We start from the raw sequence: 21,391 nt of genomic DNA on the forward strand, positions 1-21,391 counted from the left end.
CATGTTGGGAAAACTCTCTCTTGAGTCGATCCCCCACGATCCGATCGTGCTGACCACCCTGGTCGGCGCGGTTCTTGGTGGCCTGGGCGTCGTCGCCCTGATCACCAAGTTCAAGCTGTGGGGCTATCTGTGGAAGGAGTGGTTCACTTCGGTGGATCACAAGAAGATCGGCGTGATGTACCTCATCGTCGCCTTCGTCATGCTGCTGCGCGGTTTCTCCGACGCCATCATGATGCGTACCCAGCAGGCCATCGCCGTCGGTGGCTCGGAGGGTTACCTGCCGCCGCACCACTACGACCAGATCTTCACCGCCCACGGCGTGATCATGATCTTCTTCGTGGCGATGCCGCTGATCACCGGCCTGATGAACCTGGCCGTGCCGCTGCAGATCGGTGCGCGCGACGTTGCGTTCCCGTTCGTCAACTCGCTCAGCTTCTGGCTGTTCGTGTCCGGTGCGGTGCTGATCATGCTGTCGCTGTGGATCGGTGAGTTCGCTGCCACCGGCTGGCTGGCGTTCCCGCCGTTGTCGGGCATCGAATACAGTCCAAGCGTCGGCATGGACTATTACATCTGGGGCCTACAGGTGGCGGGTTTGGGTACCACGCTCAGTGGTATCAACTTCTTCATCACCATCCTCAAGATGCGCACCCCGAGCATGAAGCTGATGCAGATGCCGGTGTTCACCTGGACCGCCCTGGTGACCAACGTGCTGATCGTCGCGGCCTTCCCGGTGCTGACCATCACCCTGGTGCTGCTGACCCTGGACCGTTACCTGGGTACGCACTTCTTCACCAATGACGGTGGCGGCAACGCCATGCTGTACATCAACCTGATCTGGATCTGGGGTCACCCGGAGGTGTACATCCTGGTCCTGCCGGCGTTCGGTGTGTTCTCCGAAGTCATCGCGACCTTCTCGCGCAAGGCGCTGTTCGGCTACAAGGGCATGGTCTACGCCACCGCCTGCATCGGCGTGCTGTCGTTCATCGTGTGGCTGCACCACTTCTTCACCATGGGTTCGGGTGCCAACGTCAATGCCTTCTTCGGCATCACGACGATGATCATCTCGATCCCGACCGGCGTGAAGATCTTCAACTGGCTGTTCACCATGTTCCGTGGCCGCGTGCACTTCACCACCCCGGTGCTGTGGACCATCGGCTTCATGGTCACCTTCGTCATCGGCGGCATGACCGGCGTGATGCTGGCGATTCCGGCCATCGACTTCGTGCTGCACAACAGCCTGTTCCTGATCGCCCACTTCCACAACGTCATCATCGGCGGCGTGGTGTTCGGCATGTTCGCCGGCATCACCTACTGGTGGCCGAAGATGTTCGGCTTCCGCCTCAATGAGTTCTGGGGCAAGTGCGCGTTCTGGTGCTGGTTCATCGGCTTCTACGTGACCTTCATGCCGATGTACGTGCTGGGCTTCATGGGCATGACCCGCCGCCTGCAGAGCACCGTGAACCCGGCCTACGAGCCGCTGCTGCTGGTTGCTGCCTGCGGCGCGTTCATCGTCGGCGCCGGCATCCTGTGCCAGATCATCCAGGTGGCCGTGTCGATCCGCGACCGCAAGAAGACCGTCGACCTGACCGGCGACCCGTGGGATGCCCGTACGCTGGAGTGGGAAACCTCCTCGCCGCCGGCCTTCTACAACTTCGCGACGCTGCCGGAAGTCACCGAGCTGGACGATTTCTGGGAGCGCAAGCAGCGGGGTGAAGCCTGGCCGAAGCCGGCCAAGTACACCGACATCCACATGCCGCGCAACACCGGCACGGGCGTTGTCATCGGTGCCTTCAGCCTGGTGTTCGGCTTCGCGATGATCTGGCACATCTGGTGGCTGGCCATCGTCGGCTTCGTCGGCATGATCGCCACGTTCATCTACCGCACCTTCGACCAGGACGTGGACTACTGGGTCCCGGCCGCCGAGGTGGAACGCATCGAGAACGAACACCGCAAGCACCTGGAAGCCCAGGGCCTGGTGAAGTCGGAGCTGAAGGCATGAGCACCAATACCTCGACCCTGAGCCACGGGCACGCCGCGCATGCGGCGGCCCATGGCCATGACGACCACGAGCACCACGATACCGGCGGCAACACCGTCTTCGGTTTCTGGGTGTATCTGATGAGCGACTGCCTCATCTTCGCCTCGCTGTTCGCCACCTACGTGGTGCTGGCAGGCGGTACCGATGGCGGTCCCACCGCGAAGGACCTGTTCGAGCTGCCGTTCGTGGCGTGGGAAACCGCGCTGCTGCTGACCTCGTCGCTGACCTTCGGCCTGGGCATGATTGCCATGCACCGCAGGCAGATGGGCCAGATGTACCTGTGGCTGGGCATCACCTGGCTGCTGGGCTTCGGCTTCATGTGCATGGAAGTGTGGGAGTTCCAGCACCTGATCCATCAGGGCTACGGTCCGGACCGCAGTGCCTTCCTGTCGGCGTTCTTCGCCCTGGTCGGTACCCACGGCCTGCACGTCAGCGCCGGCCTGCTGTGGCTGCTGGTGATGTTCGTGCAGCTGAAGAAGTACGGCCTGACCCCGACCAACAAGACCCGCATGGCGTGCCTGAGCCTGTTCTGGCACTTCCTGGACCTGATCTGGATCGGCGTGTTCTCCGTCGTCTACCTCAATGGAGCGCTGTAATGGCACATGACAACCATGCACACGACCACGGCACCGGCGGCGAAAGCCACGGCAGCGTGAAGTCGTACCTGATCGGCTTCGTGCTGGCGGTGGTGCTGACCGTCATCCCGTTCTGGATGGTGATGTCGGGCGATTTCTCGCGCACCGTCAACGGTGTGGTGATCGCGGTCACCGCGGTGCTGCAGATGCTGGTCCACCTGGTGTTCTTCCTGCACCTGGACCGCTCTTCGGAAAGTCGCTGGAACGTCAACGCTGCGGCCTTCACTGTCGTGGTGATCGGCATCATCGTGATCGGCACCCTGTGGGTCATGCACAACATGAACGTGCACATGATGCACTGACGTCCTCGCGACGTTGCCGCGCAGAAAGGCCGCCCTCGGGCGGCCTTTTTGTTGGCGGATGGATGGGGGCGGATCCCTGTCCGCAGGACAGGGCTCTGACCCTGGGGCCCGGGTAGATCCACGCCATGCGTGGATGGGGTCAGAGCCCTTGCCTGCGGCAAGGGATCCGACCCCGGAACCGGGGCCTCACCCCACCCGGCGCAGGAACTCCTCGGGCTCCATCGGCCGCCCCAGGTGATAACCCTGCAACTGGTCGCAGCCCAGCTCGCTCAGGTATTCGCGCTGTGCCTGCGTCTCCACGCCTTCGGCCACCACCTGCAGCTGCAGGGTGCGGCCCAGCGCGATGATCGACGAGACGATGGCGGCGTCCTCGTCATTGCGCTCCAGGTCGTGCACGAACGCACGGTCGATCTTCAGTTCGGTGGCTGGCATCCGCTTGAGGTACAGCAGGCTGGAGTAGCCGGTACCGAAATCATCGATGGCGATGTGCACGCCCATTGCGGTCAGGTCGCTGAGGATCGCCAAGCTGGCATCGACGTCCTTCATCGCCGTGGTCTCGGTGATCTCCAGGGTCAGCCGTGCCGGTTCGATCCGGTGCCGCTCCAGCACCTCGCGCACGCTGTCCAGCAGTGCCGGCGAGGCGAACTGCAACGGCGACAGGTTCACCGCCATCGTCCATTCCGCATGCCCGGCATCGTGCCATGCCCGCAGTTGCGCGCAGGCCTGGTCCAGTACCCAGTCACCGATCGGCAGGATCAGACCGCTGCGTTCGGCGATCGGAATGAACACATCCGGCGCCAGCAGCCCCAGCTCCGGGTGCTGCCAGCGCAGCAGCGCCTCGGCGCCGGTGGCCGGTGCGCCCGCGGCCGGAAATTTGGGCTGGTAATGCAGGATCAGTTCGTTGCGGGCGATGGCCTTGCGCAGGTCCTGCAGCAGGCGCAGTTGGCGATTGGCACTGAGCTGCATCGAGGGCGTGAAGAAGGTATAGCCGTTCCGCCCGGTTTCCTTGGTGTGGTACATCGCCGCATCGGCGTGCGCCATCAGCTCGCGCTCGTTGCTGGCGTCATCCGGGTACAGGGCGATGCCCAAGCTGGCGCTGACCTGCAGTTCGGCCGCATCCAGCGTGAACGGCTCACCGGCGGCGGCAATGATGCGCTCGGCCACCACGACCGCATCGTCGGGAGTATCGATGGCCAGCACGATCACGAACTCGTCGCCGCCGAGACGGGCGAACGTGTCCTGCGGGCGCAGCAGGCCGCCGATGCGCTGCGCCACCGCCACCAGCAGGCGGTCGCCAAGCTGATGGCCATAGGCATCATTGACCGCCTTGAAGCCATCCAGGTCGCAGAACATCACCGCCACCGCATGATTGCGGCGCCGCGCCTTCTCGATAGCCTGCTCGATGCGGTCCTGCAGCAGCATGCGGTTGGGCAGCTGGGTCAACGGGTCGTGCAGGGCCGCCTGGATCAGCTTGTCGTTGGCGTGCGCCAGCGAATCGGCCAGCAGCCCGGTGCGCACGCGCATCTGCCGGTCGATCAGCGAGGCCACCAGGGCGATGCCCAGCGTGGCCACGGTGGTGACGATCACCAGCACCGCCAGCCAGCGCGTGTCGATGCCGCCACTGCCGACGGCGCCACAGAGGCTGCCTTCCGGGAAGCGTGCCGCGGCCATGCCGGTGTAATGCATGCCGACGATGGCCAGGCCCATCACCAGCGATGCGAGCGCACGCAGGAGGAGGGTGCGGCGCTGCTCGGCGCGCAGGCGGAAGGCGATCCACAGGGCGGCGCCAGCGGCACCGATGGCCACCGCGATGGAGGCGGCAAACCAGCCCGGGTGGTAGTCGATGCCGGGCTGCATGCGCATCGCTGCCATGCCCAGGTAGTGCATGGCTGCGATGCCCAGGCCCATCAGCACGGCCCCGGCCAGCAGCCGGCGCCACGGCAGGCTGGGGCGCGATACCAGCCACAGCGCATAGGCCGAGGCACCGATCGAGACCGCCAGCGAGTACAGGGTGATGCCGAGGTCATAGCCCAGCGGGATCGGCAGGTCGAAGGCCAGCATGCCGATGAAGTGCATCGACCAGATGCCCAGGCCCATGGCCGCCGCGCCTCCGGCCAGCCACCAGCGCGCCACGCGCCCCTCGGCGGTGGCCAGGCGCCCGGCCATGTCCAGCGCCGTGTACGAAGCAAGAATGGCCACCAGCAGGGAGATGATGACCAGGCTCTGACTGTAACTGCCAGTCATGTTGAATCCAGTGGGGGAGGAAGGGAGCGCCCGCAAGGCGCACGCCCGCGACCCCTATCGGCGCGGGTGGGCAGGACTTGAGCGGTCGCAGCAGCTGCGACCCGGCTCGGCTATCCTGCCACGCCTGTTCCCGTTGCTGGAAATCATCCGATGGCCAAAGCCCGCACCGCCTACGTCTGCAATGAATGCGGCGCCGAATTCAGCAAGTGGCAGGGCCAGTGCACCGAGTGCAACGCCTGGAACTCGTTGTCGGAAATCGTGCTGGAGAGCGCGGCGGCGGCCAAGGCACCGGCGTCGCGCCGGGCAGGCTGGGCCGGCAAGATCGATCCGCCGAAGATCACCGCGCTGAAGGATGTGGAGCAGACCGAGCATCGCCGGGTCTCCACCGGCATCGGCGAGTTCGACCGTGTGCTGGGCGGCGGCCTGGTCGAAGGCGCGGTGGTGCTGGTGGGCGGCGACCCGGGCATCGGCAAGTCGACGCTGCTGCTGCAGGCGGTGGCGAAGATGGCCGCTGAGCTGCCTGTGCTGTACGTCACCGGCGAGGAGTCACTGGCGCAGGTGGCTGGCCGTGCGCATCGCCTGGAGCTGCCGCTGGACGGCGTCAATGCGCTGGCCGAGACCGGGGTCGAGTCGATCCTGCAGCACGCATCCAAGGCCGGCCCGCGGCTGATCGTGGCCGATTCGGTGCAGACCCTGTGGACCGAGAGCCTGACCGCTGCGCCCGGTTCGGTCAGCCAGGTGCGCGAGAGCGCGGCGCGGCTGGTGCGGTTTGCCAAGGAAACCGGCACTGCCGTGTTCCTGGTCGGCCATGTGACCAAGGAGGGCGGCATCGCCGGCCCGCGCGTGCTGGAACACATGGTGGACGCGGTGCTGTACTTCGAGGGCGAGAGCGGCAGCCGCTTCCGCCTGTTGCGCGCGTTCAAGAACCGCTTCGGTGCGGTCAACGAGCTGGGTGTGTTCGCGATGGGCGACAAGGGCCTGAAGGAGGTCTCCAACCCCTCGGCGATCTTCCTGTCCGGCGGCAGCACCCATCAGCCGGGCAGCTGCGTGATGGTCACCCGCGAGGGCACGCGGCCGCTGCTGGTGGAGGTACAGGCGCTGGTCGACGCATCGCCGCTGTCGAACCCGCGCCGTGTCGCGGTCGGCCTGGAGCAGAATCGCCTGGCCATGCTGCTGGCAGTGCTGCATCGCCATGGCGGCGTACTGGTCGGCGACCAGGACGTGTTCGTCAATGTGGTCGGTGGCATCCGCGTCCAGGAGACCGCCGCCGATCTACCGGTGCTGCTGGCGGTGTTGTCGTCGCTGCAGGATCGGCCGCTGGCGGAGAAGACCATCGCCTTCGGCGAGGTGGGCCTGTCCGGCGAGATCCGCCCGGTGCCCAATGGCGAAGACCGCCTGCGCGAGGCCGCCACCCATGGCTTCAAGCGCGCCATCGTGCCCAGGGCCAATGCGCCCAAGGGCGGTTCGGTGAAAGGCATGGAGGTGATCGCGGTAGAACGCCTGTCCGAGGCCATCGACGCGGCGTGATGCCAGCCCTGTAGAGCCGAGCCCACGCTCGGCTGCTTTCTGTGGAGTCGAGCCATGCTCGACTGGTGGTCGAACAGCAGCCGAGCATGGGCTCGGCTCTACACGTGTCCAATGCAGTAACGGTCAGCTTCACTGTGCTAGTTTTTCCCGCTCGACGAAGACGCCCTCTGGCGTCTTTCCGTGCCCAGGAGTAAACGATTACATGCAGGACACCGCACTCACCGCCCCCAACGCCGAGATCCGTCGTGCCGGGGTCGATCTCAATGGACTGATGACGGTGCTGGGCAAGCACCTGTATTCCACCCCGGTGGTGGCGCTGCGTGAGCTGGTACAGAACGCGCATGACTCGATCATCCGCCGCCGCATCGAGCAGCCCGGCGTTGACGTGCCTTCGCGCATTTCGGTGCAGGTTGATGCCGGTGCCGGCGTGCTGCGCATCACCGATACTGGGGCCGGCCTGACCCGCCAGGAGATCCACGATTACCTGGCCACCGTCGGCGTCGGCTACACCCGTGGCCTGCGCCAGGGCGGTGAGGACGATGAAGGGCTGATCGGCATGTTCGGCCTCGGCTTCCTGTCGGCCTTCGTGCTGGCGCGCCGGGTCAGCGTGCGCACCACCTCGTACCAGACGCCGGATCTGGGCCACCTGTACGTGTCCAGCAACGCCGAGCAGTACACCGTCAGCGAAGTGCCGGCACGCGCGGTGGGTACCGAGGTGGAGCTGGAGCTGCATCCGGACTTCCTGCCGCTGGCCAACGAAGCGCGCCTGCATGAGGTGCTGGGCCGCTACTGCGCGTTGCTGTCCGAGCCGATCTTCATCGGTGCTGCGGGCGAGGCGCTCAATCCCGAGCCGCCGCCGTGGCGCGGCCAGGGGGATGTCGCCGTGCATCCGGTGCAGGCCCGCCGGCAGGCACTGCAGTTCGCCGCGCGGTTCGAGCATGATTTCGAGCCGATCGTCACCGTGCCGTTGCGTGCCGATGGCAACAGCGATGCCACTGGCCTGCTGTGGGTGCAGGATGGCGCCACCTATGGCACCAGCGACAACCGCAACCTGTCGGTGTTCGTGCGTGGGATGCTGCTGGATGACGACGCGCGCGACCTGCTGCCGCCGTGGGCCGGTTTCATCGGCGGGGTGATCGAATCCTCGCGGTTGACGCCCACCGCCAGCCGCGAAGACCTGCAGCGCGATGACCAGTACCGCGCGGTGCAGCATGCACTTCTGGAGGCGCTGATCGACGGCCTGGCCGACGTTGCGAAGCAGCAACCGGAAGCCTGGCGGCGCGTGCTGACCCGCCACAACGAGGCGCTGCTGGGTGCGGCACTGTGCGATGACCGCCTGTTCGAACTGCTGATGGAGCATGTGCGGGTGCCGACTTCGCAGGGCGACCTGCCGGCCAGTGCGCTGCCGGCGCGCGGTGCCGTGCATGTCATCCTCGACAACGGCGGTGGCTTTGAAGAGATGCTGTTCCGGGCGATGGGCGTACCGGTCGCGCATGGCCATCGCTATGCGGTGGTGCCGTTCCTGCGGCGCTGGGCCCAGGCCAAGGGCCTGCGCCTGGTCGAGCTGGGTACCGAACAGGGCAACCGCGCACTGTTCCGCAGTGATGACAGCCTCGACGAGGCGCAGCTGGCGTGGCTGCGCGAACAACTGGGCGACGGCGAGCAGCTGCTGCCCGCGCGTTTCAGCCCGGAGGCGCTGCCGGTGGTGGTGGTGCCCGACCGCGAGGCCGAGCTGAAGCAGCGGCTGGAAGACGACGAGAACGACAAGCGCGTCTCGATGGCCGCGCTGCGCCTGGCGCGACAGTTCACCGCGCGCATCGAATCGCGCGCACCGTCGCGGCTGTATCTCAATCTCGACAACCCGGCGGTGCAGGCACTGCTGCGCGCCCAGCGCGAGGGCCACCCACAGGCCGAGGCCGCAGCCCGCCTGCTGCGCTCGCTGAAAGTCATCGTCGCCGCGCAGGGCCGCCCGCTGGCACGCGCGACTGCTACGCCGGGCCCGGATCTCAATGGTGCCTTCACCGATATCGCCGGTGCCCTGCAGCAGATGCTGCGCTGAGCACCGCACCTTCTCATCCAGCCTTCGCTAGACAGGAGCAATTACCCCCATGGACATCTGGAACTGGGTCGAAAAGCTGCAGGGTGACCTGCGCCAGGCCGGCCAGGCGCAGAACGCGCACCTGCTGAACCGCCTCGCCGACGAGGTCAGTGAACTGCAGATCGACCGCGTCGATGCCCTGCTGCCCGAAGCACGCGCCCTGGGCAAGGCACTGGACAACCCGTGGGTTGACGTCTATGTCGGCCACTGGGCGCTGCGCAACCGCGTCGGCAACCGCGTGGAAGGCGAGAGCGCACTCGGCGAAGCCGTAGCGCTGTTCGAGCGCGCGCACCGCGAGGACACCCTGGAATGCCCGCAGTCGATCTGCGTGACCCAGGACCTGGCCGCCTGCTACGGCAACATCGACGGCCCGGGCTGGGTGCCCGAGCGCATCGAGGTCTGCGACGAAACCCTTGGCCGCATCGATCCGAGCTGGGCCTGTTTCCAGTGCCTGAGCTGCGAGAAGGCCGATGCGCTGCTCGATGATGGCCGTGGCCAGGCGGCGCTGGATTACCTGCAGGTGCAGGCCGATGCCGTGGAAGCCTGTGGCAAGGAAGTGTTCGACAGCTTCCCGGAGATGCAGATCAAGATCCTGCTGGGCATGGGCCGTGCCGATGAGGCACTGGCGCTGATCGAAAAGCGGGAGGCCGAAGTTGCTGCGTCCGGAGAGTACGAGCCGGCCAACTGCACGGTGCCGCGCCGCCTGTCCAAGGCCTGGGCGCTGGCCCAGCTGGGCCGCGACGAAGAGGCGCTGCAGCAGCTGGTGCCGTGGAGCGAGCTTACCCCGAACTACTGGCGGCTGTGGGCAAACACCGCCGCAGCGCTGTGCCAGCGTGATCCCGCGCGCAATACGTGGGATTTGGGCACGCGCTTCAACACCATCATCGAGCACTTCGCACGGGTCGGTTCGCACCGCCTGCTGATCGAAGTCGCGGCGTTGAGCCTGGAACTCGCCCTGCAGCGTGGCGCGCGCTGGGTCGCACTGCGGCAGCTGGAACTGGCCCGCACCCATCTGGCGCAGCTGCGCCAGGATCGGGGTGCTGCGGCGCTGGTGGCAGGCCTGGCCGCGCGCATCGAGGCATTGCCGGACGTCGCGCCGCTGCCGGTGCCGGCGGGCGAGCTGCTGGCATGGCTGGACGCGCAGGGCGAACAAAACCAGTCGCGCGATCCCGAGCGCGAAGCGCAGTGGTTGCTGCAGGCGCATGCCGAGCTGCCCGATGACGAGGCGCTGGCCGACATGGCCGCCTCGGCACTGAATGCCTGCGGCGCGCAGGCCGAGGCGCGGTCGCTGCTGTGGCGGTTCGTACGCGGCCATGTGCAGCACGATGGCCCCGTGGCCTACACGTTGATGCGCTGGCTGGCCGAACAGGGCGACGACGACGGACTGCGCCAGCTGGCCGATCTGTATCGCGGCAGCGTGCCCGTGTTCGCGCACTGGTGCGAGGTGCAGCGTGCACGCCGCGTGTCCGACTGGCCGGCGCTGGAGCAGGCGGCCCGATCGCTTCTGGAGCTGTCTCCGGGCTCGCACGGCGCGCGCGGCACGCTGGCGCGCATGTACATGGAAACCGGCCGTTTCAGCGAGGCCCAGGCCTGTTATGCACAGCTGGTGGAGCTGCTGGACGAGCCCAATGCCGCGCATTGGGACCACATGAGCGCAGCCAGCGCCGCGCGCGACTGGGACGCCGTGCGCCGCTCGGCGTCGGCGCTTGGCATGGAATTGTCCAGCCAGGACGGCGTGGTAGAGGAGCCGTGGGGCTGGGTGATCATCCGCAGCGAAGAAAACGGCGAGCCGATGGAGTACTACGCCCGTCGCAGCGGTCCGGTGACCGCGCGCATCGTCGAGAACGCGCCGTCCAACCGCGCCCAGCAGGTGGGCGACTGGGTGGTGTTCGATGCCGCGCCGGTGCATCCGGCACCCGAGGAGGAGGATGCACGCGAGCATTTCATCCCGACCTATGCGCAGGTGCATGTGCTGGAGCGCGGCGGCTTCGCCCGCAGCTGGATGATCGATGGCGCGCACCCGGGCGAGGAGGCCTGGAATGCCTTCGTCGAGGCGGCCGAAGCACAGGGTTGGAGAGTGTGGTCACACAGCCGGCCGGACTACACCGTCACCGACCCCGATGTGGAAGAGGGGACGCTGCCCGGCCTGCTGTTCACCGTGGCCCAGCCGCAGGACCACGCACCGCTGGCACTGCACCGCTTCCTGCAGCAGCACACCGCGACGTGGCCGCATCCGCATTGCTGGTTGCGCCTGGCTGAAGCCTGTGACCAGGATCGCCAGCCGCATCTGGACGTGATCGAGCGTTACGGGTTGTAGGCCCCAGGCTCGTGTAGAGCCGAGCCTGCGCTCGGCTCATGCGGATAATCAGCCGAGCATGGGCTCGGCTCTACAACGAATCATCATCACCAAGGAACGCGATATGCGCGGGACAAGGATGTTCGTGATCGCCGGGGTGCTGCTGGCCCCTACCGCACAGGCTGCACCCGCATGCCAGGAGCCTGCGGCTGTCGCCCGCGCTTTCTACGAGGCGACGACCGGCAACGGTGACCTGCTGGAGCCGCCGGCCGCGCTGGTCAGCCCTGCCTTCGGCAAGGCACTGCGTGGAGAGCGCGCCTGCCAGCAGCGCGAAGAGGGCATCTGCACGATCGATTCGGATCCGTGGCTGGATGCGCAGGACGGTGACATCGAAACCCCGGTGCGCTACAGCTGGAAGGAGGCTTCGGCCTCCGCCGGCCAGGTCGAGATGCGCTATTCGGTGTGGAAGAAGGCCTACCTGACCCGCCTGCCGATGGTGCGCCACGGGCAGGGGTGCTGGCAGGTTGATGACATCCTCACCAACAGTGGTCGTTCGGTGCGGAAAATCCTGGCCCAGCCGCTGCCTTGACCGTCCACGGCATCCACGCATGGTGCGGTCCAGCGGCCGGCACTACCCGGTGATGCTGGGGTGGGTGCCGACCGTTGGTCGGCACGCCTTTATCGCGAATGCCCGAACACCAGCTCGATCACGAACTGGCTGCCGAAGAACGCCAGCAGCAGCAACAGCATCGCCGCCAGCGTCCAGTGCACCGCCTTCATGCCGCGCCAGCCGTAGCGGCGGCGGCCGATCAGCAGCACGCCGAACACGATCCACGACAGCACGCTCAGCACGGTCTTGTGCACCAGCTTCTGCGCCAGCAGGTCATCGACGAACAGTACGCCGGTGACCAGGGTCAGGGTCAGCAGCGCGAAGCCGACGGTGATCACCCGGAACAGCAGTGATTCCAGGTCGGCCAGCGGCGGCAGTGCCCGCAGCCAAGGCCGGAACTCGCGGCGGCGCAGCGCGCGTTCCTGCAGCCACAGCATGATCGCCAGCAACGCGGCGACGCTCAGCGTGGCGTAGGCCAGCAGGGCCAGCCAGGCGTGGCTGGCCAGGCGCCAGCCCAGTACCTTGCTCGATTCGTGGCCGTAACCGTGGTAGGCCAGCAGCAGCACGGCGGCCAGCGGGAACACCACCACGCCCAGCGCCGACATCCGCCCGCGCGCGCCGACCAGCGACGTCAGCCAGGCCATGCCCAGGCCGACCAGCGACAGTGCGGCGAAGAAGTGCATGTCCGGCCCGCCGTTGGTGCGCATCGCCACCATCACGTGGTAGCCGCCGTGCAGCAGCATGGCGGGCAGGGCCGGCCACAGCCAGATGGGGGAGCCGGTCGTCTCATCGCGGCCAAGCGCGCGCACCAGCAGGGCACTGGCAGCCAGGTAGAGCAGGACGGCGATGAGAACGATTGTCATCGTTGCAGTTTCGCATACCCCCGTGATGCTGGCGACGGCCCCGTGGCCGCAGTCCGGGGAGACAGCCGGACCCGTTATACTGTCTGCCTTATTGTCCCCCGCTTTCAGACAGGTTGCGCCGCATGTTCGAGTCCCTGACCCAGCGCCTTTCCGGCACCATCGAGCGCCTGCGTGGCCGTGGCCGCCTGACCGAGGAGAACATCCGCGAGGCGACCCGCGAAGTGCGCATCGCGCTGCTCGAGGCCGACGTTGCGCTGCCGGTGGTGCAGGCCCTGATCGAGCGCATCAAGGTGCGTGCGGTCGGCCAGGAAGTGCTGAAGTCGCTGACCCCGGGCCAGGCCCTGATCAAGGTCGTGCGCGACGAGCTGACCGCGGTGATGGGCGCCGAAGCCAGCGACCTGAACCTCAACGTTCCCGCTCCGGCCATCATCCTGATGGCAGGCCTGCAGGGTGCCGGCAAGACCACCACGGTCGGCAAGCTGGCCAAGCACCTGAAGGAAAAGCGCAAGAAGAAGGTGATGGTGGTGTCGGCCGACGTCTACCGCCCGGCCGCGATCGAGCAGCTGAAGACCCTGGCCGAGCAGGTGGGCGTGCTGTTCTTCCCGTCCAGCGCCGACCAGAAGCCGGAAGCCATCGTGCGCGCGGCCATCGACGATGCGCGCAAGTCGTTCGTCGACGTGCTGCTGGTCGATACCGCCGGCCGCCTGGCCATCGACGAAGCGATGATGGCCGAGATCAAGGCCCTGCACGCTGCGGTGAATCCGGCCGAAACGCTGTTCGTGGTCGATGCCATGACCGGCCAGGACGCGGCCAATACCGCCAAGGCCTTCGGCGATGCCCTGCCGCTGACCGGCGTGGTGCTGACCAAGACCGACGGTGACGCCCGCGGCGGCGCCGCGCTGAGCGTGCGCTACATCACCGGCAAGCCGATCAAGTTCGTCGGTGTCAGTGAAAAGCCGGAAGGCCTGGACGTGTTCCACCCGGACCGTATCGCCAGCCGCATCCTCGACATGGGCGACGTGCTGTCGCTGGTCGAGCAGGTCGAGCAGCAGGTCGACAAGGACAAGGCCGCCAAGCTGGCCGAGAAGGTCGCCAAGGGCAAGAAATTCGACTTGAACGACATGCGTGACCAGCTGGAGCAGATGCAGAACATGGGCGGCATCGGCGGCCTGATGGACAAGCTGCCGGGCCTGGGCAACATCCCCGACCATCTGAAGCAGCAGGTCAGCCAGGGCAAGGAAGTGCCGCGCATGATCGCCATCATCGGCTCGATGACCAAGAAGGAACGGCGCAATCCGAACCTGCTCAACGGCTCGCGCCGCGCGCGCATCGCCAAGGGCTCGGGCGTGACGCCGGCCGACGTCAACAAGCTGATGAAGCAGTACATGCAGATGGAAAAGATGATGAGCAAGATGGCCGGCGGTGGCATGAAGGGCATGTTGCGCAGCATGAAGGGCATGATGGGCGCCATGGGCGGCCGCGGCATGCCGTTCCGTTGATGACGGCCCCCTCCGCAATCTGATGTAGCGCCCGGGCCCACGCTCGGGCGGCGGCGCACAAGCGCCGCAGCAGGCCGTCGGGCAGCAGGCTCGACTCTTCCCCTGTCCTGCGCGCACCATGGGGGCCTGTCCGAAACGATGGGCCGTCATGCAGAGTTCCGCTGTAGCTTCCCGCGCCGAGGCGTTCTGCCGGCGCTTTGGCGTTTCCGTTCCGATCCTGCTGGCACCGATGGCCGGTGCCTGCCCGGTACCGTTGTCGGCTGCGCTGGCCAACGCCGGCAGCATGGGCGCAATGGGCGCGGTGTTGTCCTCTTCGGCCGATATCGGTCGCTGGATGGATGACTTCCGCGCAGCCTCCAGCGGTCCGGCGCAAGTGAACCTGTGGATGCCGGACCCTGTACCTGCCCGTGACGTTGCCGCCGAGGCCGCCAGCCGCGCCTTCCTCGCGCAATGGGGCCCGGAGGTGCCCGCCAGTGCCGCCGACGCCACGCCGGCCGACTTCGAAGAACAGTTCGCCGCACTGCTGGCGGCGCGTCCTGCGGTGGCCTCGACCATCATGGGCGTGCTGTTGCCGCGCCACGTGCAGCAGTTGAAGGACGCCGGCATCGCCTGGATCGCCTGTGCCACCACCTTGTCCGAAGCGCGCGCGGCACAGGACGCCGGCGCCGACGCGGTGGTGGCGCAGGGCGCGGAGGCCGGCGGCCATCGTGGTTCCTTTGATCCGGCGATGGCCGAGCGCCAGCTGGTGGGACTGTTTGCGCTGCTGCCGCGCCTGGCTGATCAGCTGCAGATTCCGGTGATTGCCGCCGGCGGCATCGCCGATGGCCGTGGCATCGCTGCCGCACTCACCTTGGGCGCCAGTGCGGTGCAGATCGGCACCGCCTTCCTGCGCACGCCGGAAGCGGCGATTGCTTCGGCGTGGGCCGATGGGCTGGCCGCCAGCGAACCGGAAGACACCTGGCCGACCCGCGCCTTCAGTGGTCGCCTGGGCCGTGGCCTGGCGACGCCCTATGTGCGCGCCGCTGCCGCAGAAGGCGCCCCCGCGCCGCGTCCATACCCGGTGCAGCGCGGCCTGACCGCCCCGATGCGCAGGCAGGCGGCACAGGAGAATCGTCTGGCGGCGATGCAGGCCTGGGCCGGGCAGTCGGCGTGGATGGCGCCGGCGCAGCCGGCCGCCGACGTGCTGCGCGGCATGTGGGAACAGGCGCAGGCACTGCTGCCATGATGGTGAGCTGCAACGGCCGGGCGGCGCAGGTGGAGGATCTCCTGCCGGCGCTGGTGAATTACGGCCACTTCACCTCGCTGCAGGTGCGTGGTGGTGCAGTGCAGGGGCTGGACCTGCATCTGGCGCGGCTGTCACAGGCTACGCGCGAACTGTTCGGCAGCGAACTGGACACGGTGCAGGTACAGGCATGGATGGCGCAGGCATTGCAGCAGTCAGGGCAGGCCGATGCCTCGCTGCGGGTGACGGTGTACTCGCGCCGCTTCGATTTCCGCAATCCGCTGGCGGCGGTGCCGGTGGACGTGCTGGTGGCGGTGTCAGCGCCGGTGACGCTGACCGTCGCCAAGCGCGTGCGCAGCGTGGCCTGGCAGCGTGAACTGCCGCAGATCAAGCATGTGGGCACCTTCGGCCTGTTCGCCGAGCGTCGCGCGGCGCTGGCCGAAGGATTCGACGATGCGCTGTTCGTGACCGCCGATGGCGACGTGAGTGAAGGCAGCACCTGGAACCTGGCCGTGCACGATGGTGAGCGGCTGCGCTGGCCACAGGCGCCGGCCCTGCGCGGTACGGCTGAGGCGCTGCTGAAGCGGCACTGGCCCGATGCGCAGTTGACGCGGCCGTTGGCGCTGGCTGAACTAGGCAGTGTGAAGGCCGCTTTTGCCTGCAACGCCAGCGGCCTGTGGGCGCTGGAGGCCATCGACGGACATGTCCTGCCCGGCTCGCAGGCGCTGGCTGAACAGGGCAGGGCGGTGCTGGCGGCGGTGGCCTGGCAGGGATTGGGGTCAGCCCCCTTTTGCGGCACAAAAGCGATCTGACCCCCCGGGGTTGGCCCGGCCGCGATCTGCCGCTATAATCGCCCGCTTACCTCGCCATCCTGGCGACTGGGCAATAGGAAAAACACCATGGTCAAGATCCGACTGACCCGCGGCGGCGCCAAGAAGCGTCCGTTCTACCACATCATCGTCACCGACGTGCGCAGCGCGCGCGACGGCCGCAACATCGAGCGCGTTGGCTTCTACAACCCGGTCGCCCAGGGCGCCGAGAAGCGCATCGAGCTGGACCTGGCCCGCGTTGACCATTGGGTCAAGAACGGCGCCCAGCCGACCGACAAGGTCCGCAACCTGATCAAGGAAGCGACCAAGTCCCAGGCCGCTGCGGCCTGATCCTGACGGGCCACGCTTCGGCGTGGCCCTCTTGGTTGAAGCAGATGAAAGATATCGAGCGCCGCATCCTGCTGGGCAGGGTTGTCGGCGCTTTTGGTGTGCGCGGCGAAATCAAGCTCGAGTCCTGGACCGAGCCTCGTTCCGCCATTTTCCGTTACCAGCCGTGGATCGTGCGCAGCCCGTCCGGCGTGGAAACCACGGTTGAGGGTGTACGCGGCCGCGACAGCGGCAAGCACCTGGTGGCCCGTTTTCCCGGGGTCGAGGATCGCGATGTGGTCGAAGCGATGCGCGGCACCGAGATCTACGTGGCCCGCAGTGCCTTGCCGCCGCCGAAGCCCGATGAATATTACTGGGTGGACCTGGAAGGCTTGGATGTGAAGACCACCGAGGGCGTCGCCCTGGGCCAGGTCTCGCACCTGTTCAGCACCGGCGCCAATGACGTGGTGGTGGTCCGGGGTGACCGCGAGCGGATGATTCCGTTCGTGCAGCCGGACTTCGTCAAATCGGTCGATTTCGAGGCCAACCTGATCGTGGTCGACTGGGACCCCGAGTTCTGAGTGCGAGCATGCGTTTCGACGTCATCACCCTGTTTCCCGAGTTCCTCGCCCAGTCCGCTGGACTGGGCGTGGTCGGGCGCGCGCAGGAGAAGGGACTGTTCAGCCTGCATGGCTGGAACCCCCGTGATTACGCCGAAGGCAACTACCGCCGGGTGGACGACCGTCCGTTCGGTGGTGGCCCGGGCATGGTGATGCTGATCGAGCCGCTGCAGGCCTGCCTGCAGGCGATCCGAGAGGCCGATCCAACCCCTGCGCGGGTGATCTACCTCAGTCCGCAGGGCGCGCCGTTGACCCAGGCCAAGGTGCGGGAACTGGCGGCGCTGCCGCGCATGGTCCTGCTCTGTGGCCGCTACGAGGGCATCGACGAGCGTTTCCTGGAGGCCAATGTCGACGAGGAAATCTCCCTCGGCGACTACGTGCTGTCCGGGGGCGAGCTGGGCGCGGCGGTGATCATCGACGCCGTGGCCCGCCTGCAGGACGGTGCCCTGAACGATGCGGAGTCGGCGGCGCAGGACAGCTTCGAGGGCGACCTCGGTCTGCTCGACTGCCCGCATTACAGCCAGCCGGCCCAGCACCCGCTGGGGGACGTGCCGGAGGTGCTGCGCTCGGGCAACCACGCGGCCATCGCCGCCTGGCGCCGCCAGCAGTCGCTGCTCCGGACCGCCCAGCGGCGCCCGGACCTGCTGGATGAACAGGCACTGGGCAAGGCCGACCGCAAACTGCTGGAGCAGGGCCGCCAGGCCCGGAACCAGAAGGCCAGCCCCTAGCGCAGGGCTGGCTTTATCGGCTATCATGGCCAATTCCCGCCAGCCCCGTTGGCGCGCGCAGTACCCAAAACAAACGTGCAGCACAGTCCGGTGACTGCATGAGCCCACGTTGTCGATACGACACGCCCACCCGAACAAGAATCGGTGTAACCCATGAGCAAGCTGAACAAGTCCATCGTCGCGGAATTCGAATCCGCCCAGATCACCCGTGAACTGCCGAAGTTCAGCCAGGGCGACACCGTTGTCGTCAACGTGAAGGTGAAGGAAGGCAGCCGCGAGCGCGTGCAGGCCTACGAAGGCGTCGTCATCGCCACCAAGAATGCCGGCCTGAACTCCTCGTTCACCGTCCGCAAGATCTCGCACGGCTACGGCGTCGAGCGCGTTTTCCAGACCCACAGCGCCATCATCGACTCGGTCGAAGTGAAGCGTCGTGGTAAGGTCCGCGCCGGCAAGCTGTACTACCTGCGTGGCCTGGAAGGCAAGGCTGCCCGCATCAAGGAAGACCTGGCTGCCGCTGCTGCCGCCAAGGCTGCCCGTCTGGCCGACAAGGCCTGATAAACAACTTCGGTTGTTGCCGCGACGGCCACCTTCGGGTGGCCGTTTGCGTTTCCGGCATCGCATCGGCCACGATCAGCTGATGAACGATATCAACCCGCGCTATCCCGCCGTGATCCAGTCGGCGCTGCGCTTTCTCGACGGCAAGGGGCTGGCGCGCGTGCAGTCGGCGCCGTTGCTGCACCGCCTGCTGTGGCGCGCGGGCATCGCGCTGCCACCACCGATCCTGGCTGGTTTTGGTACCAATGCGCTGGTGCAGGGCCTGTTGTTCGGGCTGTTCTGGACCGCGCTGATGTGGCTGATGCTGTGGCAGGGCAGCGAACGTCCGCTGGTGCTGTTGCTGGTGGCCGGCCTGTTGGCCGGAGCGCTGTTCGGCATGGTGATGGCGGCGCTGATGCGCTCGCTGCGCCGCCACCGCAAGCTGCCGGACTGGCGCCGGTTCCGGGCGCGGCAGGCCGATTGAGCCGATGGCGCACTGCGCCGTGACCACACGGCGGGCCCGCGCTAGGCTGCAGCTTCATCCCGATGGACGTATCGTGCGATGCCTGCCAAGCGAACCGCACCTTCCACTGCGCCCACGCTGCTGTCCGGTGGCAACCCGCAGATCGCCAAGGGCGAGGGCGATGCGCCGGTGCAGGCATACATCGCCGCCATGCCGGACTGGAAACGTGTGATCGGCGCGCGACTGGATGCATTGATCGAGCAGGCCGTACCTGGCGTGCACAAGGCGGTGAAGTGGAACTCGCCGATGTATGCGGTTGCGCCGGGCGAAGGGTGGTTTCTCAGCTTCCATTGCTTCACCCGCTACATCAAGGTGGCGTTCTTCCGCGGCGCGGCACTGGCGCCAGTGCCGCCGGAGCCGTCCAGGAGCGCCAATACGCGTTACCTGCACATCTTCGAAGATGCCCCGTTGGATGAAACGCAGTTCCGCGACTGGGTGCGCCAGGCCGCCGCGTTGCCCGGCGAGCGCATGTAACCCCGACGTTCCGATTCCCTTCCCGACGAGAGCCGCTGATGGTCACGCATGCACCGAATCCTGCCGATGCCGGAACACCGGCGGCTGAACTGATCGACGCGCGCATCGCCGAACTGGGTGACTGGCGCGGCGAAACGCTGGCACGCGTGCGCGCCTTGATCCATGAAGCCCTGCCCGACGTGCAGGAAACCTGGAAGTGGCGCGGCACGCCGGTGTGGGAGCAGGACGGCATCCTGTGCACCGGCGAAACCTACAGGCAGGCGGTGAAACTGACCTTCGCCCACGGCGCGGCGCTGCCGGACCCGAAGGGCCTGTTCAATGCCAGCCTGGACGGCAACACCCGGCGCGCGATCGATATCCATCAAGGCGCGATGCCGGATGCCGCTGCGTTCAAGGCGCTGCTGCGCGCGGCGGCGACGTTCAACGCGGCGAAGAAGAAGCGCTGACCGTCTTCTGTAGAGCCGAGCCCATGCTCGGCTGACAGGCCTGTGCGGACCAACGGTCCGCACCCACCTCAACGTGGCGGCGCTGGCTCCAGTGCGGCATCCGGGTCGGCCACCGGCGAGGGTGGGCAGGCGGGAATCTCCGAGGGCGTGGCCAGCGTTTCGGCATGCGAAGGCTTGCCCATCATCTTCGCCTTGCGCCAGCCACCCCAGCGGTAATACGCCAGCGACAGCAGCATCGACACCAGCGAGCTGACCGGGAAGCTCCACCAGATCGCATCGGCGCCCCAGTACGGCTGCAGCAGTTCGGCGAACGGCACGCGCACGCCCCACAGCGAGCCGGCCAGGATCAGCAACGGCGGAATCACCGCGCCGGTGGAGCGCACCACGCCGGAGATCACGAAGCTGACGCCGAAGAACAGGAACGAGCCGATCACTACGTGGTTGAGGTGGCGCGCGATCTCCAGCGCCTGGCTGGCCGGTGGCAGGAACAGCGCCAGCAGCTGGCGATCGAACACCACCAGCGGCAGGATCAACGCGCCGGTCAGCAGGAAGTTGAACAGCACGCCCTGGCGCGCGGTGCCGCGCACGCGGTCCCAGCGCTGCGCACCCACGTTCTGTGCGGCCATCGAAGAGCACGCTGCACCGATCGCCATCGCTGGCATCTGCAGGTAGTTCCACAGTTGCAGGGCAGCACCGTAGCCCGCGCCGGTGTCGGTCCCGTACTGGTTGACCATGGTCATCAGCAGGATCACCGACAGCGAGATCAGCACCATCTGCAGGCCCATCGGCACGCCCTTGACCACCAGCGCCTTGAGGATGGTCATGTCGAGCCTGAACAGGCGCATGTCGGCGCGGCCCAGCCACAGGGTGTGGCGCTTGTGCCGCATGTACAGCAGCAGGCCGGCCAGCGACAGCGTCTGTGCGACCAGCGTGGCCCAGGCCGAGCCGGCGATACCCAGCGCGGGGAACGGCCCCATGCCGAAGATCAGCACCGGGTTCAGCACGATGTCCAGTGCCACCGACACCATCAGGAAGCGGAACGGCGTACGCGAGTCACCGGCACCGCGCAGCGCGGCGGTGAGGAAGGCGAACGCGTACAGCGTCGGCATCGCCAGGAAGATGATCTGCAGGTAGGCCTCGGCCAATGGCAGCGAAGCGGCCGGCGTGCCCATCGCCGCCAGCAGCGGATGGGCCATGAACCAGCCGGCGAGGGCGATGATCACCGACAGGCCGATGAAGAAGGTGGCGCTGGTGCCGACCACGCGCCGCGCCTGCACGATGTCGCGCGCGCCGATCGCCTGGCCGATCAGGATGGTGGAGGCCATGCCGAAACCGAACACCGAGCCGATCAGGAAGAACATGATGTTGTTGGCGTTCGCGGTGGCGGTCAGTGCCGCCTCGCCGAGGAAGCGCCCGACCCAGACCGCGTTCACCGAACCGTTCAGCGACTGCGCGATGTTGCCCGCCAGGATCGGCAGGGAGAACAACAGGAGATTGCGCCCGATCGGGCCGGAGGTCAGGTCAAGCGGCGCTTTGGCCATGGAGTGGTGATCGAATCCCGGGAGGCGCACACTAGCACCAAGCCGGTTCGCGGGA

At 67.1% G+C, this 21,391-nt stretch carries 20 protein-coding genes; 17 read left to right on the top strand and 3 right to left on the bottom strand.

From position 1 onward, the window contains the following. Window position 1 precedes the first annotated feature (1 nt). Genes cyoB through cyoD form a run of 3 tightly spaced genes read left to right on the top strand, consistent with a single transcriptional unit; the run spans window position 2 to window position 2,975 of the window. Window positions 2-1,999: a cytochrome o ubiquinol oxidase subunit I gene (cyoB, locus tag RCF13_RS25675; protein ID WP_061479143.1), complete on the top strand. Its 1,998-nt coding sequence runs from the start codon at window positions 2-4 to the stop codon at window positions 1,997-1,999. Beyond that, complete coding sequence (cyoC, locus tag RCF13_RS25680; protein ID WP_134968501.1) at window positions 1,996-2,634, top strand: cytochrome o ubiquinol oxidase subunit III; 639 nt, start codon at window positions 1,996-1,998, stop codon at window positions 2,632-2,634. The genes cyoB and cyoC overlap by 4 nt, the downstream gene beginning before the upstream one ends. Further along, window positions 2,634-2,975, top strand: a complete 342-nt coding sequence (cyoD, locus tag RCF13_RS25685) for a cytochrome o ubiquinol oxidase subunit IV (RefSeq protein ID WP_005415725.1) — start codon at window positions 2,634-2,636, stop codon at window positions 2,973-2,975. Before cyoC ends, cyoD begins: the two co-directional genes overlap by 1 nt. A gap of 186 nt (window positions 2,976-3,161) precedes the next feature. Here cyoD and RCF13_RS25690 read toward each other — a convergent pair whose 3' ends face one another. Further along, on the bottom strand, window positions 3,162-5,219 hold the full coding sequence (locus tag RCF13_RS25690; RefSeq protein WP_231352611.1) for a bifunctional diguanylate cyclase/phosphodiesterase: 2,058 nt from the start codon (window positions 5,217-5,219) through the stop codon (window positions 3,162-3,164). 150 nt (window positions 5,220-5,369) lie between these two features. Between RCF13_RS25690 and radA the strand changes: the two genes are divergently transcribed. From radA to RCF13_RS25710, 4 genes are all read left to right on the top strand, one after another. Further along, window positions 5,370-6,746, top strand: coding sequence for a DNA repair protein RadA (gene radA / locus RCF13_RS25695; RefSeq protein ID WP_061479145.1), 1,377 nt, complete (start codon window positions 5,370-5,372; stop codon window positions 6,744-6,746). A gap of 202 nt (window positions 6,747-6,948) precedes the next feature. Next, window positions 6,949-8,805, top strand: a complete 1,857-nt coding sequence (locus tag RCF13_RS25700) for an ATP-binding protein (protein ID WP_134969392.1) — start codon at window positions 6,949-6,951, stop codon at window positions 8,803-8,805. 49 nt (window positions 8,806-8,854) lie between these two features. Further along, window positions 8,855-11,161 (top strand): tetratricopeptide repeat protein, encoded by a 2,307-nt coding sequence (locus RCF13_RS25705; RefSeq protein ID WP_231352612.1) that lies wholly within the window; start codon window positions 8,855-8,857, stop codon window positions 11,159-11,161. A gap of 103 nt (window positions 11,162-11,264) precedes the next feature. After that, entirely contained in the window at window positions 11,265-11,729 is a 465-nt protein-coding gene (locus tag RCF13_RS25710) for a hypothetical protein (protein WP_134968854.1), read from the top strand. 89 nt (window positions 11,730-11,818) lie between these two features. Here the strand turns inward: RCF13_RS25710 and ccsA are convergent, their stop codons facing one another. After that, the gene (gene ccsA / locus RCF13_RS25715) at window positions 11,819-12,613 is read right to left on the bottom strand and encodes a cytochrome c biogenesis protein CcsA (protein WP_134968855.1); all 795 of its coding nucleotides are present in this window, start codon (window positions 12,611-12,613) and stop codon (window positions 11,819-11,821) included. A gap of 122 nt (window positions 12,614-12,735) precedes the next feature. Between ccsA and ffh the strand changes: the two genes are divergently transcribed. From ffh to RCF13_RS25765, 10 genes are all read left to right on the top strand, one after another. After that, window positions 12,736-14,112, top strand: a complete 1,377-nt coding sequence (ffh, locus tag RCF13_RS25720; protein ID WP_014036403.1) for a signal recognition particle protein — start codon at window positions 12,736-12,738, stop codon at window positions 14,110-14,112. Window positions 14,113-14,260: 148 nt separating this feature from the next. After that, window positions 14,261-15,337 carry a nitronate monooxygenase gene (locus RCF13_RS25725; protein ID WP_061479149.1) on the top strand — a complete coding sequence of 359 codons (1,077 nt, stop codon included), beginning with the start codon at window positions 14,261-14,263 and terminating at the stop codon, window positions 15,335-15,337. Beyond that, the gene (locus RCF13_RS25730) at window positions 15,334-16,146 is read left to right on the top strand and encodes an aminotransferase class IV family protein (protein WP_231352613.1); all 813 of its coding nucleotides are present in this window, start codon (window positions 15,334-15,336) and stop codon (window positions 16,144-16,146) included. Before RCF13_RS25725 ends, RCF13_RS25730 begins: the two co-directional genes overlap by 4 nt. Before the next feature lie 87 nt (window positions 16,147-16,233). Next, window positions 16,234-16,494, top strand: a complete 261-nt coding sequence (gene rpsP, locus RCF13_RS25735; protein WP_005415733.1) for a 30S ribosomal protein S16 — start codon at window positions 16,234-16,236, stop codon at window positions 16,492-16,494. A gap of 44 nt (window positions 16,495-16,538) precedes the next feature. Then, the gene (gene rimM / locus RCF13_RS25740; RefSeq protein WP_005415734.1) at window positions 16,539-17,051 is read left to right on the top strand and encodes a ribosome maturation factor RimM; all 513 of its coding nucleotides are present in this window, start codon (window positions 16,539-16,541) and stop codon (window positions 17,049-17,051) included. A gap of 8 nt (window positions 17,052-17,059) precedes the next feature. Further along, window positions 17,060-17,818 carry a tRNA (guanosine(37)-N1)-methyltransferase TrmD gene (gene trmD, locus RCF13_RS25745; RefSeq protein WP_005415735.1) on the top strand — a complete coding sequence of 253 codons (759 nt, stop codon included), beginning with the start codon at window positions 17,060-17,062 and terminating at the stop codon, window positions 17,816-17,818. 153 nt (window positions 17,819-17,971) lie between these two features. Continuing rightward, window positions 17,972-18,373, top strand: a complete 402-nt coding sequence (gene rplS, locus RCF13_RS25750; protein WP_005415736.1) for a 50S ribosomal protein L19 — start codon at window positions 17,972-17,974, stop codon at window positions 18,371-18,373. An 82-nt stretch (window positions 18,374-18,455) separates the two neighbouring features. Continuing rightward, entirely contained in the window at window positions 18,456-18,836 is a 381-nt protein-coding gene (locus RCF13_RS25755) for a DUF6404 family protein (protein WP_134967842.1), read from the top strand. Window positions 18,837-18,914: 78 nt separating this feature from the next. Beyond that, window positions 18,915-19,349, top strand: coding sequence for a DUF1801 domain-containing protein (locus RCF13_RS25760; protein WP_231352614.1), 435 nt, complete (start codon window positions 18,915-18,917; stop codon window positions 19,347-19,349). A gap of 38 nt (window positions 19,350-19,387) precedes the next feature. Further along, on the top strand, window positions 19,388-19,795 hold the full coding sequence (locus RCF13_RS25765; RefSeq protein ID WP_061479152.1) for a DUF1801 domain-containing protein: 408 nt from the start codon (window positions 19,388-19,390) through the stop codon (window positions 19,793-19,795). A 68-nt stretch (window positions 19,796-19,863) separates the two neighbouring features. On the opposite strand, the gene RCF13_RS25770 is transcribed toward RCF13_RS25765, so the two are convergent. Beyond that, window positions 19,864-21,336 carry an MATE family efflux transporter gene (locus tag RCF13_RS25770; protein WP_134967843.1) on the bottom strand — a complete coding sequence of 491 codons (1,473 nt, stop codon included), beginning with the start codon at window positions 21,334-21,336 and terminating at the stop codon, window positions 19,864-19,866. Window positions 21,337-21,391 lie beyond the last annotated feature (55 nt).

This window comes from Stenotrophomonas maltophilia group sp. RNC7, assembly GCF_030910085.1.
Taxonomy (GTDB): Bacteria; Pseudomonadota; Gammaproteobacteria; order Xanthomonadales; family Xanthomonadaceae; genus Stenotrophomonas; species Stenotrophomonas sepilia.